Consider the following 15,477-nt stretch of genomic DNA (forward strand, 5'->3'; position numbering starts at 1 on the left):
ACCGCGTTCGACAGGGACGAGACCGCCGTGACCGAAGAAGAGATCCTGCTGGGACTCGGTCTGACCGTCGTGCTCGCGGTCGGCTCCCAGATCCTGGCGAGCCGGCTGCGGGTTCCCTCACTGATCCTGCTGCTCCCCGTCGGCTTCACCGCCGGAGCACTCACCGACGTCGTCCACCCCGACCAACTGGTACCCGACTTCACGCCGCTGGTGTCGCTCGCGGTGGCCGTCATCCTCTACGACGCCGGACTCGGTCTCGATCTGCGGTACCTGAAAGGCAGGACCCGGAACGTCGTGGTACAGCTGATCGTGCTCGGGGTCCTCATCACCTGGGGAGCCTGTCTGGGACTGGTCACCGCGCTGTACGACGTCCCGCTCACGGTGGCGGCGATGATCGGCGTGATCCTGGTGGTGTCCGGGCCCACCGTCGTCGGTCCCCTGCTGGACCACGTCAGACCGACCGACCGGGTGCGCAGGATCCTGATCTGGGAAGGGTCCCTGATCGACCCCCTCGGCGGCATCCTCGGCGCGGTCGTGTTCCACGCCGTCGTCCGGTCCCAGGAAAGTCAGGGATTCCGGTTCGGCACGTTCGTCGCGAGCCTGGCCGTCGGGCTGGTCGGCGGAGTGGTCGGCGTCGCACTGTTGTGGGCGGCGCTGCGAAAGCTGGGGCTCAGCGGGACGCTGGGGACCCTCGCGCAGCTGGCGACCGTCGTCGGGCTGTCCGCGGCGTGCGACATGGTGTTCGACGACACCGGGCTCATCGCGGCGATCGTCATGGGTATGGCGCTGGCGAACCTGCCCGGATTCGACATGCCGGCACGCCGGCCCTTCTTCGGGACCGTCGTCGAACTGGTCATCGGTCTTCTGTTCATCTCCATCTCGGCCTCGGTCGCACCGGACACGGTCGTCCCCCTGCTGCTTCCCTCACTGGCCCTCGTCGCCGCGCTCGTCCTCGTGGTACGACCACTGGTAGCCGTCTGCGCGACGGCGAGGACGGACGTCGGCTCCGGGGACCGGCGCTTCATCGGCTGGATGGCGCCCCGGGGTATCGTCGCCGCCTCCACCGCCACGACGTTCTCCGCCACGCTCGTCGACAAGGGACTGCGCGGCGCCGACAAGATCCTGCCGGTCACCTTCCTGGTGATCGTCGGAACCGTCCTGGTGTACGCGCTGACGGCCCGGCCGGTGGCCGCCCGTCTGGGCGTCGTCCGGTCGGCTCGGGCCAGGCCCCTGCTGGTGGGCGCCGCCCCCTGGGTGATCGACCTCGCGCGGTCGCTGCGCACGGCCGGTCTGGAGGTGCTGATGTGGGCCGGACTCCCGCAGGAACGAGACCGGATCGGGCAGGCCGGGATCGAGCTGGCCCCGGGGGAACTCCTGGCCACGGTGACCGACCCCGAAGCCCGGCTGGAGGGAGTCACCTCGGTCCTCCTGCTCACGGACGACGACGACTTCAACGCTCTCGCCTCGGTGGTCGTGCAGAACAGAATCGAAGGACCGGTCTACCGCATCGGTCCGCCGCCCGGCAGCCAGGGCGTCGTCGCCCCGTACACCGGAGGCGCCGTCCTCTTCGGTCCCGGGCACGTCCGGAGCGCCCTGGCGGACCGCCATGGGCGTGGGGCCCGCTTTCTCGTGCGGCCCGCCTCCGACCCGGTGCCACCGGGACACGAGACGCTCTTCGTCGTACGGGCCGACGGCCGGCTCGAACCGGTCACCCAGGCGCAGGAGGTCACTCCGGCGGAAGGAGACACGCTCGTGCTCCTCGGACCCGGACCGGACGGCCCCTCCTAGGGTCCACCGGTGCACACGGCCCGGGCCGGTCACGGTCGCCGGTTCAGAGCCGCGTCCAGGGTGATGGCCGCGTCGATGAGCGCCAGATGGGTGAACGCCTGGGGGAAGTTACCGAGTTGACGACCCGTCAGAGCGATCTCCTCCGAGTAGAGGCCCAGATGGTTCGCGTACCCCAGCATCTTCTCCAGCGCGAGCCTGGCCTGGTTCGTCCGTCCGGCGCGTGCCAGCGCGTCGACGTACATGAAGCTGCACAGCGAGAAGGTGCCCTCGGACCCGCGCAGCCCGTCGGGTGAGGCCTCGGGGTTGTACCGGTAGACCAGGCTGTCGGTCACCAGCTCCTGCTCCATCGCGTCCAGCGTGGAGGTCCACATCGGGTCCTCAGGGGTGATGAAGCCGACCGTCGGCAAGCGCAGCAGTGAGGAGTCGAGCACATCGCTCCCGTAGTGCTGGACGAAGGCCCCGCGTGGCTTGCTCCACCCCTGCGCCATGACCTGCTCGTAGATCGCGTCCCGCACACGGCTCCAGCGTCCGGCCGCGGCCGGACGGCCGCCGGCCTCCGCGAGCCGCAGCGCGCGGTCGAACGCGACCCACGACATCACACGGCCGTAGGTGAAGTTCTCGCGGCCCCCACGGGTCTCCCACAGACCCTCTCCGGCCTGGTCCCAGTGGTCCGCCAGCCAGTCGAGGACGGTGATCAGCTCGGTCCATGCCTGGTGCCCCGGATGGATCCCGTGCCGGTGTGCGAAGTAGATGCTGTCCATCGCCTCGCCGTAGATGTCCAGTTGGAGCTGTGTGGCGGCGCCGTTGCCGATGCGGACGGGCGCCGACTGCTCGTAGCCCTCCCAGTGCTCCAGGACCTCCTCCTTCAGATCGGAGGAGCCGTCGACCGCGTACATGATGTTCAGCGGCCCGGAACCCCCCTTGGCGCCGGCCCGTTCCTTGATCCGTTCACCGAGCCACGCGATGAACGCCTTCGCCTCGTCCGTGAATCCCAGCCCCAGCAAGGCGTACACGGAGAAGGACGCGTCCCGGATCCAGGTGAACCGGTAGTCCCAGTTGCGTTCCCCGCCCAGTTGTTCGGGCAGCCCCGTCGTGGGGGCGGCCACCACGGCGCCGGTGGGGGCGTAGGTCATGAGCTTCAACGTCACGGCGGAGCGTTCCACCGCCTCACGCCAGCGTCCCGAGTAGCGCGACCTGCTCAGCCAGGACCGCCAGTACCGGATGGTGTCGTCGAAGAGCTGCTGGTACTCGCTGAGCCGGATCTCTCTGGGCGGCCCGTCGGCGGCGGACTCCAGGACCAGTCCGCGCTGCTGACCTGCTTTCAGGCTCAGCGAGAGACGCAGATCGTTCCCTTCCGTGAGCTGGTTCAGCAAGCGCTCGTCGTCCGGTTCACGGATGGCGTGCACGGTCAGCTCCAGTCCGTCCGAGACGAACACCGCCCCCTGCTCGGTGACGCGCAGCTCGTGCGGCTTGCGCCCGTAGTCGAACCGTGGCGCGATGGCGACCTCGAAGGTCATGCTGCCGCGCACACAGCGGACCATGCGGACCAACCGGTGGCGAGGGGTGGCCGTCGTACCGGTCACCGGCATGAAGTCGACCACCTCACCCGCGCCCACCTCGGTCATGAACCGCGTCACGAGGATCGCCGTGTCGGGGAAGTACAACTGCTTGGTCGCGTACGTCTCGTGAGCCGGCCGGACCGTGCAGTGTCCGCCCTCGTCCTTGTCCAGCAGCGCGCCGAACACGCTGGGCGAGTCGAAGCGCGGACAGCAGAACCAGTCGACCGTCCCGTCGGTGGTCACCAGCGCCGCGGTCTGCAGATCACCGATCAGACCGTGGTTCTCGATCAGCGGGTACTTGTCCATGGGGCCCCTTCCGGCACTGATCGCCACTCGGCTGACGCCCCCCGACCAGCGTAAGCCGGGCACTCGGCACCGGCCCGCCGAGCCGGATCCGCCGCACTCGTGCGCCGTCGCCCGCCGACGTGCCCCGCCACCCCGTGTCATCCCTCCGCCTCCGCGGCGGCCGGGCGACTCGCGCGCCGCCAGAGCCGTCGTTGCAGGCGAAGAGTGAGATAGCCGACGACCACGAGGACGACCACGTTCAGGAGGAGCTGGAGCAGCGAGCCCCAGGCCTGGGACCAGTCGGCGAAGGCGAGCGAGACGGCGATGTCCGAGGCGGCCGGGATCGTGGTCACGGAGATGAAGACGCCGAGCAGGGCACTCGCGCGTGCCTCGGTGAGCGAGACGATGCCGACGACCCCGGCGAGGGCGGCCACCGCCAGTGAGAAGAAGTCGGGCGTGTCGATGAGGTGGGAGACAGGCCGCAGGCCCTGCTGAAACGCCTCGGATTCGAAGTGGGCGGCCCGCGACAGCACCGCGAAACCGAAAGTGACGACGATGGCCAGGAGGAAGCCCGACGTCAGCGCACGTGCGCCCTCCCGTACCCGGCGGCGGTTGCCCCGGTCGAGTCCGAGGGCGACGCCGGCGATCGCGTTGTACTCCGGGCCGACCACCATGGCCGCCACGATGAGGATCTGGGAATTCGACATGATGCCGACCGAACCGATGAGCCCGGCGATGACCAGGAACAGGTAGAAGGAGGGCAGGTAGGTCCCCTCCGCACGGATATGGGCCTCGACCGCGGCCCACAGGGGCGTGTGGACGAGTGCGCTGGGCTCGTCGGCCTCGATGCGCTCCGCACGCCGCGAGAACATCATCTCGACATCGTCGACAGCGATCGACCCCATGCGGTCGACCCCCAAGGCACGCAGGCCACCCAGCACTTCGTTGGCCGCGCCCTTCATCACGTCGCAGTCGAGCGCGTCGCCGTCCGGGCCGTGTGCCGCCGACCTCACCACCACGAGGTTGAGAACGTGACCGTCCGCCGTGAGCAGGTCGACGGCCCGCTGGGTCAGCGCAGGCGGCATCACCATCCTGAAGTGGATCAGGTCCATCCAGGGACTCCCGTTCGTCGAGGGCCAGTGCCGCCGATGCCGGACTCGGGGGCATGACACCCTGACGCGCGACTTCCGGCGGCCGTCATGCTAGGCAACGCCCGTGCGCGCATGAGCGGTACGGTCCGTCCCCTCGGCGCCGTTCATCCGATCGGCCGCGGTTCTCCGCGCGGCCGGAGTGGCAGCCACCGCCGTGGTGGCCGCGTCGGCAGCCAGGCTGTCACCGGCACCGGCAGCACTGTCCGCGGGCAGCAGCGTCCCTGCACGCTGTCGCCACCAGGTGACCGTGGTCATCACTCGGACCGGGCATCGCACGCTCGGATCCTCGAAGGTCTCCAGCACCGGTCTCGCCCTGGTTCTGGTCGAGGACGGCCTGGATGGCCAGGGCGAGGCCGCCTTCGATCTCGTCCGGCGTCAGGGCGGTCACTGCCGGGAGGCGCAGCAGGCAGCGGGTGAGTCCGAGGCCGAGGAGCTGCGCGGAGACCAGGCCGGCCCGGCGTGCGGCGAGTTCCGGGCCCAGGGCGGCGGCCAGGGTCGGGGCGACCTGCGCCGCGAAGATCTCGTGCATCCGCGTTGCGGCCTGTTCGTTGGTGACCGCCGAACGCATCAGGACCAGCAGTGCGTCGTCGGCCGGGTCGCCCTCCCAGCGTTCGAGGAAGTGCCGCACCAGGGCCTGGGCGAGCTCGCCCGCGGGAACGCCCGTGAGGTCCGGCAGTCGCAGGTCGATGGCGAGTGTCGCGTCGAAGAGCTGTGCCTTGTTGCCGAAGTAGCGCATGACCATCGACGGGTCGATGCCGGCGTCCGAGGCCACGGCTCGGATGGTGGTGCGCTCGTAGCCCTGGGCTGCGAATCGCTCGCGTGCGGCGCGCAGGATCGCGGCCTTGGTGCGATCCGAACGCCTGTCGGTGCTGGTGATCTCGGTTTCCGGCGTCATGCCAACGACTGTAGGCCAACGTATGTTGACTTTCCAGCGGGAAGCCGAGCATGATGTCAACAGACGTTGGCCAACAGTTGTTGACGTCTGATCGTCGACCTGGCTCCTGGAAGGGAAACCCCGACATGAACACCACCGCACTCCCCGGCCGTACCGATGTCGCCATCGTCGGCAGCGGCCCGACCGGGCTGGCGCTCGCCGTCACACTCGCTTCCGCCGGCATCGACTTCGTCGTCCTGGACCGGCTGGCCGAGGGCGCGAACACCTCGCGTGCAGCCGTCGTACACGCCCGCACCCTGGAGGTCCTGGACGAGCTCGGAGCCTCCGAGGAGCTGATCGCGCGAGGCGTTCAGGTCACCCGCTTCGCCGTCCGCGACGGCGCCCGCCGACTGCTGACCGTGCCGTTCGACCAGCTGCCCACGCCCCACCCGTACACGCTGATGGTTCCTCAGTACGAGACCGAGAGCGTGCTGCTGGCACGGCTGCGCGCCCTCGGCGGCGATGTGCACCGCCCCTACGAGGTCGCCTCCGTCGTCGAGGACGAGGAGGGCGTGACGCTCACCATGACCACCGGTGAGACGCTGCGCGCCGCGTACGCCGTCGGCGCCGACGGCATGCACAGCACCGTGCGCGAAGCCGCGGGCATCGGGTTCACCGGCAACGCCTACGCCGAGTCCTTCGTGCTCGCCGACGTCGTGATGGACTGGGCCCCGGGCCCCAGTGAGGTCTCGCTCACCTTCGGCACCGCGGGACTCACCGTCGTCGCCCCGCTCCCCGGAGGTCACTACCGGGTCGTCGCCACCGTGGACGACGCGCCCGCCACACCGGATCTCGCCTTCGTCCAGCAGTTGCTCGACGAGCGCGCCCCCGGCCAGGCCGAGGTCACCGGCCTGGCGTGGTCGTCACGGTTCCGCGTGCACCACCGGGTCGCCGACCGCTACCGCGCCGGCCGTCTGCTGCTGGCCGGCGACGCCGCCCATGTGCACAGCCCCGCCGGCGGTCAGGGCATGAACACCGGCATCCAGGACGGCTACGCCCTCGGCCGGGCGTTCGCGTCCGGGCAGCTCGACGGCTACGAGGCGCAACGCCGCCCCGTGGCCCAGCGAGTGGTCGCCTTCACCCACCGGATGACCCGCGTGGCCACCGCGCGCAACGCGATGGCTCGCGGGGCACGCAACATCGCGCTTCCCCTGCTCGGCCACACGGGCATGCCCAAGAAGCTCGCCACCGAACTCGCCGAGCTCAACTACCGGTAGAGAGCGGGGGAGGTCTCAGGCCGTCAACTCCTCGAAGGCCAGCACCTCGTGGCCCGTGTCCCAGAGCAGGGTCAGCAGGGCGCGTACCGATGCCTGGTCGATGTTCTCGACGATCAGCACGGTGCCGTCCGCGCCGGGCGTCGACACATGGTCGAACCTGGTCCGGATCACGTCCAGCAGGGTGCGGGAGACCGGTCCGCGCAGCGTCAGCTCGTAACGGTTGTGGGCCATGCCGTGCAGAGAACCCTTGGCCCGGGTGTCCGCGCACCACCCGCCCGGGAGAGGCACCCGGGGTGGCCTCAGATCAGGCCGAGTTCGCGTGCCGCCATGACGGCGTCCTGCCGGGAGGCGACGCCGAGCTTGCGGTAGAGGCTCTTGTTGTACGCCTTGACCGTGTTGATCGACAGGAACAGCGCCGCGCCGATCTCCCGCTGGGTCGCCGACCCCTGCAGCGCCCGCAGGATCGACAACTCGCGGTCGGTCAGTTCCTCCGCGAGAGCACCCGAGCGTACGGCGGTGCGGGCGCCGGCCCGGCCCAGCCGCGCCTCGCTCTCCTCGAGCCGCCGCTTCGCGTAGGCGCTCACCGGCTCCTCGTCCACCACCTCGCGGGCTCGCGCCAGTGCGGCGCGGGCGGCGGGCCGGTCGCCGCAGGCGAGTTCGGCGTCGGCGAGGTACAGCAGGCCGAGGAAGAGCACGGTCGGCCGCGGGTGCAGTTCGGCGAGGGTGACGGCGCGGCGCAGCAGGACGGCGGCCGCCTCCATGTCGGCGTTCTGGTATCTGCGCCTGGCCTGGGCGATGCGCAGGGGGGCCAGCCCCGGCGTACTCGTCTCCCGCCCGTCCCGCTCGACGGCGTCGGCGAGCGGACCGGCCTCGCGCAGGACCCGGTCGCAGTCCTCGCCGCGGCCGGCTTCGAGGAGGCTGATCGTCAGCGTGCCGGCCCCCTGAAGCATCAGCGACGGCGGCCACGCCTTGCGGTGGGCCGGTGACGACCACAGGTGGAGCAGCAGCGTGGCGGCCTCGTCGAAGCGGCCGTCGCGAGCCAGCATGGCCCCCAGCGCCGCCCGTACGGTCGGATGCCCGGTGGTGCCTGCCTCGGTTTCCTCGTCCAGCGCCTGCTGCACCATGGCGACGGACCGCGCGGCCTGCGCGTCCGACATGCCGAAGCCCGCACGCACGCAGAGCACGGCGCTGCGGAAGCTGTGCCAGCCGGGGACGGCGGTGTCGGGGGCGCCACCCGCCTCGCAGACGTCCAGCCAGCGGTTCACACGGTCCTGATCGCCGCAGAGCGCCGCCGTGTAGGCCAGCGAGAACGCCAGCGCCGGGCTCACCGCCCGGCGGGGCAGCCGCTCACCGAACTGCAGGTAGGTCGCCGCAGCCCCCCGTGGGAAGAACCAGGTCTCCCCGTTGCGCAGCATCAGCTCGGCGGCGTCGTCGTCGCGGCCGGCCCGCAGCAGGTGGTGCACCGCTTCGTCGATGCGGTCCTCGTCGGCGAACCACGCCGCGGCATGGCCGAGGACCTCCCGCGGGTCCGCCGTGGCCTCGCGTCCCAGGACCTCCCGGAGCAGGTGATGGCACCGGTACCACTGCCGTTCGTCGTCCAGGGCGGCCACGAACAGGTCCGCCCTGACCAGCTCGGCCAGTACCTGGGCCGACCCCTTCACCTGCAGTGCGGCGTCACACAGCGGCCCGGAGAGCCGTTCGAGCGGCGCAGCCCTGATGAGCAGGTCGCGATGGCTCGGCGCGAGGCCGGGCAGCACCTCGGCCGCGAAGTAGTCCAGCAGATGCCGGTCGTCGGCGTGGGCCTTCGCCGGGTTCTCCCGCAGCGCGAGGGCGGCCAGCTGCAGGCCTGCCGCCCACCCCTCCGTCCGATCCCACACGGCTGCTGCCGCCGCCTCGTCGAGTTCGTGCCCCGACACCGCCGACACCAGGGCCGCCGCCTCGTCCGGCGAGAACCGCAGTTGCGCCGCCCGCAGCTCCGTCAGGTCGCCACGGGCCCGTAGCCGCGCGATCGGCAGCGGCGGGTCCGTACGCGCGGCGATCACCACACGCAACGAGGCGGGCAGGTACGTCACGAGGTACTCGACCGCCTCGTGGATCCGCCGGTCGGCGAGCAGGTGGTAGTCGTCGAGGACCAACACGTGCGGCACCTCCGACGCGGCCAGCTCGTTCAGCAGCATCGGCAGGGCGAGGTCGACCGGGGAGACGTCGGCCGCGTCCAACGCCTGCAGCGGGCCCGTGCTGATCGCGTCACCGGCGTTGTGCAGCGCGGTGAGCACGTAACTCCAGAACCGGACGGGTTCGTCGTCGCTCTCGTCGAGCGAGACCCACGCGATGCGGCGCTTCTCGTCGGGGTCCGCCGCCCAACCGCTGAGCAGACTCGTCTTGCCCCAACCGGCGGGCGCCACCACCACGGTCAGCCGGGTCTCGGCCAGACGCAACTGCCGCCGCAGGCGTTCACGCGGGACCGCGCCGGCCCGGGCCGGTGGGATCACCTGCTTCACGGCCAGCAGTGGCCGCGTGCGTATGTCCGACGTCACGACGCTCCCGACCTGCGGCCCGGCACCGCAACCCGGCGCCGATTCTGCCAGCTCCACCACCCCGGGTGCACCTCGCGGCGGGGTGGTGCGCGAGCACCCTGTCCGACGCGATCGTCCTGCCACAACCCGGGCCGCGCGACAGGAGAGACGCAATGGCCACGAACGCTGTCACAGACGAACCCCCAGAGGTGGCCGTGACCCGCAGGGACGCGCTGAAGCTGGCCGGCCTCGGTTTCGGCTCGATAGTCACCGTCGGCGTGGGTGTCGGCGGAGTCCGGGCGATCACCAACGGCGTCTTCAGCGCGGGATCCGGCGATCCGTACGACCTCTGGCACGACTGGACCTCGATGTCCGGTATCGAGCGGGTGGTCGCCGCCGGCGTCCTCGCGTGCAACCCGCACAACACCCAGCCCTGGCGCATCGCCGTCGACGGCGATGCCATCGACGTCCACTCCGACCCCAGCCGGCGGATGCCGCTCAACGACGCCAGTGGCCGCGAACACTTCGCCGGGCTCGGCTGCGCCGTGGAGAACATGGTGATCGCCGCCGGACCGGCCGGCTTCACCGCGAAAGTGACCCTGTTTCCGGACGGCACCGCCTCTGACCACGTCGCGCGGGTCGTGCTGGGGGACGGCGGCACCGGGCAGGACGGTGACCTGGCCGCCGCGATCCCGCACCGGCACACCAATCGTGGCCCGTACACGTCCACGCCCGTCGACCTCGGCGGCTTCACCGAGCAGAGCTCCCGCATCGACGGAGCGAGCGTGCTCTGGATCGACGACAAGACGGCGCGTGAGCAGTTGGGCCGGCTCTATGTCGAGGCCACCGAGGCGATCACCGCGGACACCGCGCAGTCGACCGAAGCCTTCACCTGGTTCCGCAGCGCGCGCAGCAGCATCGTCAAGCACCGCGACGGGCTCACCCTCGACGGTCAGGGACTCAGCGGGCTGACCCTGTTCGCCGCGAAACTCCTGCCGGCGCAGTCCCGCAAGGACGGCGACGCCTACTGGGTCAAGGCCACCCGTGAGGTGCACACCGCGACCGCCGCCGCGTACGGCGTCATCACCGTCGACGACGTCACCGACCGCACCGCGCAGGTCAACGGCGGACGGCTGCTGGCCCGAACGCACCTCACGGCGACCGCCCTCGGCCTCGGCCTGCACCACATGAACCAGATCACCGAACGCATCGACCGCGACCACGCGGCCGGCAACCCCGATGTCTTCTCCGCACGTTGGGCCGCTCTGCTCGGCCGCCCCGCCTCGACCGGCCTGCTGTCCTTCCGCATCGGCCACCCCGAGCGCACACCGGGCCTCAGCCCGCGCCGCAGCCTCACAGACGTCGTGACCAGCTGACCACTCCCGGGCAGTGGGCCCAAGCGCACCGCCCGTCCACCAGTTTCGTTCAAAGGAGATTCCCCCATGCCCGGCTCCCCCGTTTCGGACCCGGCCGCCGGACCGGTGCGCGCCTTGCGCCCCGGTGCCGTTCTGGCCGTGACCTGCCTGGCCCTGGCGACCGTCGTGTCGGCGATGGCGTCACTGAGCGTGGCACTGCCCGACATCGCCCAGGAGACGCACGCCAACCAGACCCAGTTGTCGTGGATCATCGACTCCTACAGCCTGATCTTCGCTTCGTTCCTGCTGTTCGCCGCGACTCTCGGCGACCGCTTCGGCCGTCGCAGGGCATTGCTCGGCGGCGTCGGACTGTTCGCGGGAGTGTCGCTCGCCGCGACCTTCACGACCGAGCCGGGCGTCCTGATCGCCCTTCGTGCGGTGCTCGGCGTGGCAGCCGCATTCGTCATGCCCGCCACGCTGTCCACGATCACCAGCACGTTTCCCCGCACCCAGCAGGCGCGTGCCATCAGCATCTGGGCAGCGGTCGCGGGCGCCAGCGCCGCGCTGGGGCTGTTCGCCTCCGGAGCCCTGCTCGAGGTGTGGTCGTGGCGATCGGTGTTCTGGCTGAACACCGTGATGGCGGGGGTGGCGTTCATCGGCACCTACGTCTTCGTGCCGGAGTCCGCGCAGCCGGGCAGGCAGCGAGTGGACGTGACCGGAGCGGCGCTCACGGTGGCGGGGCTGGGGGCGCTGGTCTACTCGGTCATCGAGGCTCCCGAGCACGGTTGGGGCAGCACGCGCACCCTGGCAGGCACAGCCCTCGGGCTCGCTGTCCTGGTCGCCTTCGTCGTCTGGGAGCTGAGGCACCCGCACCCCCTGCTCGACCCGCGGCTCTTCCGCCACAAGGCGTTCGCAGCCGGATCGATCTCGACCACACTGCAGTTCTTCGCGTTCTTCGGGTTCATCTTCGTCACCATGCAGTACCTCCAGCTGGTGCGCGGTGACAGCGCCCTGATGGCCGCGGTGAGCGTGCTGCCGATGTCCGCGGCGATGATCCCCAGTGCCCGCCTCAGCCCGCGCCTGGTCGCCCGGCGAGGCGCCCGCGGCCCCTGGACCGCCGGCCTCCTCCTGGTCACCACCGGCCTGGTCGTGCTGGCCCAGCTCGACGCCGGCAGTTCGTACTGGCTGGTCCTCGGCGGGCTGCTGCCGCTCGGCGCCGGCATGGGCCTGGCCACGACGCCGGCCACCGCGGCGATCACCGACGCCCTGCCGCCCCGTCTGCAGAACGTGGGATCCGCCGTGAACGACCTGTCACGCGAACTCGGCGGCGCCCTGGGCATCGCCGTCCTCGGCAGCCTCATGAGCGCCCGGTACCGTGACTCCCTCGACACCGGCGGGCTCCCCGCCCCGGTCGCCCACGCGGCACGCTCCTCCCTTGCCGCCGCCAACCACGTGGGCCGCGCCACCGCCAACCCGGCACTGATCGAACAAGCCCGCGACGCCTTCGCCTCCGGAATGCGCCTCGCACTCCTCAGCGGCGCCGGAACCACCGTCCTGGCCGCCGTCGTCGTCACCCTCCTGCTGCGCCGGACCGGCAAGCCGGGCACGGTCGCCGTGGAGACGCAGACCGACGGCACGGACCGCGACACGGCGAAGGCGACGACGTAGCGACGAGCCGACCGCCCGACACAGCCACCACGACTACGGCGCGAGGGACCGCACCGCGAGACCTCGCGCCGCACCGAGAAGGAACCGACCATGACTCCGCTGCACCCTCAGTCGGCGCGTCAGCCCGACCCTTTGCGACTGCCGGAAGCCCTTGCGGCCCTCAGCCGGGCCTGCGCCCTGCTGGGCACACACGGCACCGGGCTGATCATCGCGGCCCTCGCCAAGGGCCCCGCCGACCTCCCCCTGGTTCGCGAGCGCGTCCCCGGCATCAGCGACGGCGTGCTCACCCGGCGCCTGCGGGAACTGACCGCCCTCGGCCTCGTGGCCCGAACCGTCCAGCCGGACACGCCAACGCGTGCCCGCTACACGCTCGCCTCCCGCGGCAAGGCCCTCATCATTCCCCTGGTCGCCCTGACCGTATGGGCGGAGGAACATCTCCCCGCGAACGCCCCTGAAAGACCTCGTCGAGAGGGGCGAGTTCATGAAGGGACGTGAAGGCGGGGAGACGGCGAGGCCGCTGCTGCAAGGAACGTCCCGCACTCCGCACCGTAACTCGACCACCCCTGCCGAGACTTGGGAGAATTGATGAGCGCGCATGGAGACGTGGACCTCGGCCACACAGTGGCAGGGTGGACCGGCACCTTCGTCGCCGTGGTCGGCTGCGGGATCGCCGGCATCGGCCTGACAGCCGACTCGGCCGTCCTGATCGCTGTCGGGGCTGCCACCGTCGTACTGGCTGCGGGGGCCACGTGGGTCCTCCACCTGGCCGGATGGGGCAAGCCGAGCGGGCCTCGTCCCGCTGACCAATGGGACTGGCGTGTGCGTGACCTGAGCGCGCGCGGCGGGCACCCCGACTGCCTCGGCTGCCGCATGGCCGGCCGCCGACGAACAAGCGCAGTCGTGGCGAGTCGTCGGCCGGTACCGGAAACCGTTGACGCCGAAATCTAGGCAGGTCCCCTTGGGACTGAGGTCAGTTGTTCGCGCATGACGACGCGGCGGTGGCCGTGCTGGTTGTCGGCGGCGGTCGATCTCCTGCCGGCCCAGCGAAAGCCACTCGGGTCCTCACTGCTCGACGGCTCCTCCACCAGGTCGGCCGGCAGCCGGTGTCGGCTTCCTGGCGCAGGTCGGCCTCGACCTGGCGTCGGACGGCAGGGCGGACGGCGCACCCGGCGGTCAGCCGTCGATCGCTCGTAGCGGGTCCTCGTTCAGGCTGGTCGCCAGCCACTGTTCGACGGCGGTGATGTGGACGGTCGCGGCGGAGACGGCCAGCAGGGCGTCGCGTGACCGGAGGGCGCGGAGGATCTCTTCGTGGTCCTCGTGGGCGTTGTCGAGGGCGTGGCGGGTGCGGCTGCCGCGGATGATGCGTACGCGCTGGGTACGGGTGGAGAGCACGCACAGCAGCATGGACAGCACCGGGTTGCCGACCGCTTCGGCGATCCTGAGGTGGAAGGCGATGTCGTGGGCGACGAACTCCTCGACGGTGGCGGCGGAGCGGCACTGGTCGAGGAGGCGGCGCAGTTCCCGCAGGTCGTCCGGCTTGAGCAGGGCGGCGGCCAGTCCGGTGGCCTGGGGTTCGAGGAGCCTGCGGACCTGGAGCAGTTGCAGGGCGGTCTGACCCTGGGAGACGTCGGCGGCGAAGGAGAGCGACTCGAGCAGGAGGTGGGGCTCGAGGCTGGAGACGTAGGTGCCGTCGCCCTGGCGGGTGATGAGGATCCGCATGGCGGTCAGGGCCCGGACGGCCTCGCGCAGCGAGCTGCGGGACAGGCCGAGCTGCCCGGCGAGGATCTCCTCCTTGGGCAGGCGGGAGCCGGGTGCGAGTTCGCCGGCGACGATCATCGCCTTGATCTTGTCGATGGCCTCGTCGGTCAGTGCCACGTGCGTGCTTCTTCCGTGCCGGGTGTGGGGGACCTCAGCTCCGCCCGCCTGAGCCGAGACGGGCGGAGCCGTTCGAGGGGCACGGTCACTCCTGCTTCTCGCCGGAGGCGAAGCGGGAGATGACCAGGGCGACGATGATGATCAGGCCGTTGAGGAACTGGTTCCACAAGGGCGGTACGCCGGCCAGCGTCATGACGTTGACGACGAGCTGGAGGGTGAGTACGCCCGTGAGGGCGCCGAACACCGAGCCCTTGCCACCGTTGAGGCTGACCCCGCCGATGACGGTCGCGGCGAAGACCTGGAAGATCCAGCCGCTGCCCTGGGTCGCGGAGATGGAGCCGTAGTGGCCGCTGTACAGGATGCCGGCGAACGCGGCGAGCAGGCTGCCGATGATCAGGACGATCCATACGATCCGGTCGACGCGGATGCCGGCGGTGCGGGCCGCCTCCGGGTTGCCGCCGATCGCGTACAGCGCCCGGCCGTGCCGCAGCCAGGCCAGCGCGCTGCCGCCGATCGCGAAGAGCACCGCGCATACCCAGATGGCGGCGGGCACGCCCAGCCAGGACGCCTTGCCCAGGTAGGTGAAGGAGGACGGCAGCTCGACGATGGACTGGCCCTCGGACAGGGCGACCTGAAGGCCGCGCAGCATGGTCAGGGCGCCGAGGGTGACGATGAAGCCGTTCAGGCGCAGCTTGAGGATGAGGAAGCCGTTGACGGCGCCGATCACCGCGCCGACCAGCAGGCACAGCGGGACGGCCGTCCACTCGGGGAAGAGCCCGAGGCCGTTGAACCGGCCGCCGCTGGTGGGCAGGACCAGCCAGACGGCGATGACGGGAGCCACCCCGATGGTGGACTCCAGGGAGAGGTCCATCCGCCCGCAGATCAGGATGAACGTCGTGGCGAGGACCAGCAGGCTCAGCTCGGTGGACTGCTGGGCGACGCCGATGAGGTTGTCGGCGGTGAGGAAGGCCGGCGAGACGATGAACCCGATCACCATCAGGACGAGGATGGCGGGGACCAGGGACAGTTCACGGAAGCGTCCGAGGTCGACCCGGCGGCGGGCGGTGTCCGCGGCGGCCGGCTCCACCGCGCTCGCTGTGGGCTCGGTGAGATCTGTGGTGGCGGACAT

13 protein-coding genes are annotated in these 15,477 nt (G+C 70.9%); 6 read left to right on the top strand and 7 right to left on the bottom strand.

Going from position 1 to position 15,477, the window contains the following annotated elements:
• Nucleotides 1–27 precede the first annotated feature (27 nt).
• Nucleotides 28–1,788, top strand: coding sequence for a cation:proton antiporter (locus ACPT94_RS33580; RefSeq protein ID WP_425247569.1), 1,761 nt, complete (start codon nucleotides 28–30; stop codon nucleotides 1,786–1,788).
• A gap of 29 nt (nucleotides 1,789–1,817) precedes the next feature.
• Here the strand turns inward: ACPT94_RS33580 and ACPT94_RS33585 are convergent, their stop codons facing one another.
• The 3 genes from ACPT94_RS33585 to ACPT94_RS33595 form a co-directional block, all read right to left on the bottom strand.
• Nucleotides 1,818–3,653 (bottom strand): glycoside hydrolase family 15 protein, encoded by a 1,836-nt coding sequence (locus tag ACPT94_RS33585; RefSeq protein WP_425247570.1) that lies wholly within the window; start codon nucleotides 3,651–3,653, stop codon nucleotides 1,818–1,820.
• A 137-nt stretch (nucleotides 3,654–3,790) separates the two neighbouring features.
• Nucleotides 3,791–4,744 carry a DUF389 domain-containing protein gene (locus ACPT94_RS33590; protein WP_425247571.1) on the bottom strand — a complete coding sequence of 318 codons (954 nt, stop codon included), beginning with the start codon at nucleotides 4,742–4,744 and terminating at the stop codon, nucleotides 3,791–3,793.
• Between the two features lie 220 nt (nucleotides 4,745–4,964).
• Complete coding sequence (locus ACPT94_RS33595; protein WP_425247572.1) at nucleotides 4,965–5,678, bottom strand: TetR/AcrR family transcriptional regulator; 714 nt, start codon at nucleotides 5,676–5,678, stop codon at nucleotides 4,965–4,967.
• Nucleotides 5,679–5,803: 125 nt separating this feature from the next.
• On the opposite strand from ACPT94_RS33595, the gene ACPT94_RS33600 reads away from it, so the two are divergent.
• Nucleotides 5,804–6,934: an FAD-dependent oxidoreductase gene (locus tag ACPT94_RS33600; protein ID WP_360341584.1), complete on the top strand. Its 1,131-nt coding sequence runs from the start codon at nucleotides 5,804–5,806 to the stop codon at nucleotides 6,932–6,934.
• A 15-nt stretch (nucleotides 6,935–6,949) separates the two neighbouring features.
• Here ACPT94_RS33600 and ACPT94_RS33605 read toward each other — a convergent pair whose 3' ends face one another.
• The gene (locus tag ACPT94_RS33605; protein WP_360341581.1) at nucleotides 6,950–7,165 is read right to left on the bottom strand and encodes a hypothetical protein; all 216 of its coding nucleotides are present in this window, start codon (nucleotides 7,163–7,165) and stop codon (nucleotides 6,950–6,952) included.
• Nucleotides 7,166–7,233: 68 nt separating this feature from the next.
• A complete protein-coding gene (locus ACPT94_RS33610) occupies nucleotides 7,234–9,471 on the bottom strand; it encodes a helix-turn-helix transcriptional regulator (protein WP_360341578.1) in 2,238 nt (745 codons plus the stop codon).
• 152 nt (nucleotides 9,472–9,623) lie between these two features.
• Here ACPT94_RS33610 and ACPT94_RS33615 point away from each other — a divergent pair, with 152 nt between their 5' ends.
• The 4 genes from ACPT94_RS33615 to ACPT94_RS33630 all read left to right on the top strand — a co-directional run bounded on the left by ACPT94_RS33615 (nucleotide 9,624) and on the right by ACPT94_RS33630 (nucleotide 13,421).
• Nucleotides 9,624–10,826: an Acg family FMN-binding oxidoreductase gene (locus tag ACPT94_RS33615; RefSeq protein ID WP_360341575.1), complete on the top strand. Its 1,203-nt coding sequence runs from the start codon at nucleotides 9,624–9,626 to the stop codon at nucleotides 10,824–10,826.
• A 66-nt stretch (nucleotides 10,827–10,892) separates the two neighbouring features.
• The gene (locus ACPT94_RS33620; protein WP_360341572.1) at nucleotides 10,893–12,473 is read left to right on the top strand and encodes an MFS transporter; all 1,581 of its coding nucleotides are present in this window, start codon (nucleotides 10,893–10,895) and stop codon (nucleotides 12,471–12,473) included.
• Between the two features lie 90 nt (nucleotides 12,474–12,563).
• Nucleotides 12,564–12,968, top strand: a complete 405-nt coding sequence (locus ACPT94_RS33625) for a winged helix-turn-helix transcriptional regulator (RefSeq protein WP_360341569.1) — start codon at nucleotides 12,564–12,566, stop codon at nucleotides 12,966–12,968.
• Between the two features lie 90 nt (nucleotides 12,969–13,058).
• Nucleotides 13,059–13,421, top strand: a complete 363-nt coding sequence (locus tag ACPT94_RS33630; RefSeq protein WP_360341566.1) for an HGxxPAAW family protein — start codon at nucleotides 13,059–13,061, stop codon at nucleotides 13,419–13,421.
• Nucleotides 13,422–13,646: 225 nt separating this feature from the next.
• Here ACPT94_RS33630 and ACPT94_RS33635 read toward each other — a convergent pair whose 3' ends face one another.
• Together ACPT94_RS33635 and ACPT94_RS33640 are read right to left on the bottom strand one after the other, a co-directional pair.
• Nucleotides 13,647–14,348, bottom strand: a complete 702-nt coding sequence (locus ACPT94_RS33635; RefSeq protein WP_360341563.1) for a FadR/GntR family transcriptional regulator — start codon at nucleotides 14,346–14,348, stop codon at nucleotides 13,647–13,649.
• Between the two features lie 85 nt (nucleotides 14,349–14,433).
• Nucleotides 14,434–15,477 (bottom strand): ABC transporter permease, encoded by a 1,044-nt coding sequence (locus ACPT94_RS33640; protein ID WP_360341560.1) that lies wholly within the window; start codon nucleotides 15,475–15,477, stop codon nucleotides 14,434–14,436.

This window comes from Streptomyces aurantiaciflavus, from assembly GCF_049808595.1.
In the GTDB taxonomy this organism is placed as follows: domain Bacteria; phylum Actinomycetota; class Actinomycetes; order Streptomycetales; family Streptomycetaceae; genus Streptomyces.

Excerpts from the sequence above, each read along its gene's own strand:
- ACPT94_RS33585 (WP_425247570.1), bottom strand. The coding sequence starts at position 3,653 with ATGGACAAGTACCCGCTGATCGAGAACCACGGTCTGATCGGTGATCTG.
- ACPT94_RS33590 (WP_425247571.1), bottom strand. The coding sequence starts at position 4,744 with ATGGACCTGATCCACTTCAGGATGGTGATGCCGCCTGCGCTGACCCAG.
- ACPT94_RS33595 (WP_425247572.1), bottom strand. The coding sequence starts at position 5,678 with ATGACGCCGGAAACCGAGATCACCAGCACCGACAGGCGTTCGGATCGC.
- ACPT94_RS33600 (WP_360341584.1), top strand. The coding sequence starts at position 5,804 with ATGAACACCACCGCACTCCCCGGCCGTACCGATGTCGCCATCGTCGGC.
- ACPT94_RS33605 (WP_360341581.1), bottom strand. The coding sequence starts at position 7,165 with ATGGCCCACAACCGTTACGAGCTGACGCTGCGCGGACCGGTCTCCCGC.
- ACPT94_RS33615 (WP_360341575.1), top strand. The coding sequence starts at position 9,624 with ATGGCCACGAACGCTGTCACAGACGAACCCCCAGAGGTGGCCGTGACC.
- ACPT94_RS33620 (WP_360341572.1), top strand. The coding sequence starts at position 10,893 with ATGCCCGGCTCCCCCGTTTCGGACCCGGCCGCCGGACCGGTGCGCGCC.
- ACPT94_RS33625 (WP_360341569.1), top strand. The coding sequence starts at position 12,564 with ATGACTCCGCTGCACCCTCAGTCGGCGCGTCAGCCCGACCCTTTGCGA.
- ACPT94_RS33630 (WP_360341566.1), top strand. The coding sequence starts at position 13,059 with ATGAGCGCGCATGGAGACGTGGACCTCGGCCACACAGTGGCAGGGTGG.
- ACPT94_RS33640 (WP_360341560.1), bottom strand. The coding sequence starts at position 15,477 with ATGTCCGCCACCACAGATCTCACCGAGCCCACAGCGAGCGCGGTGGAG.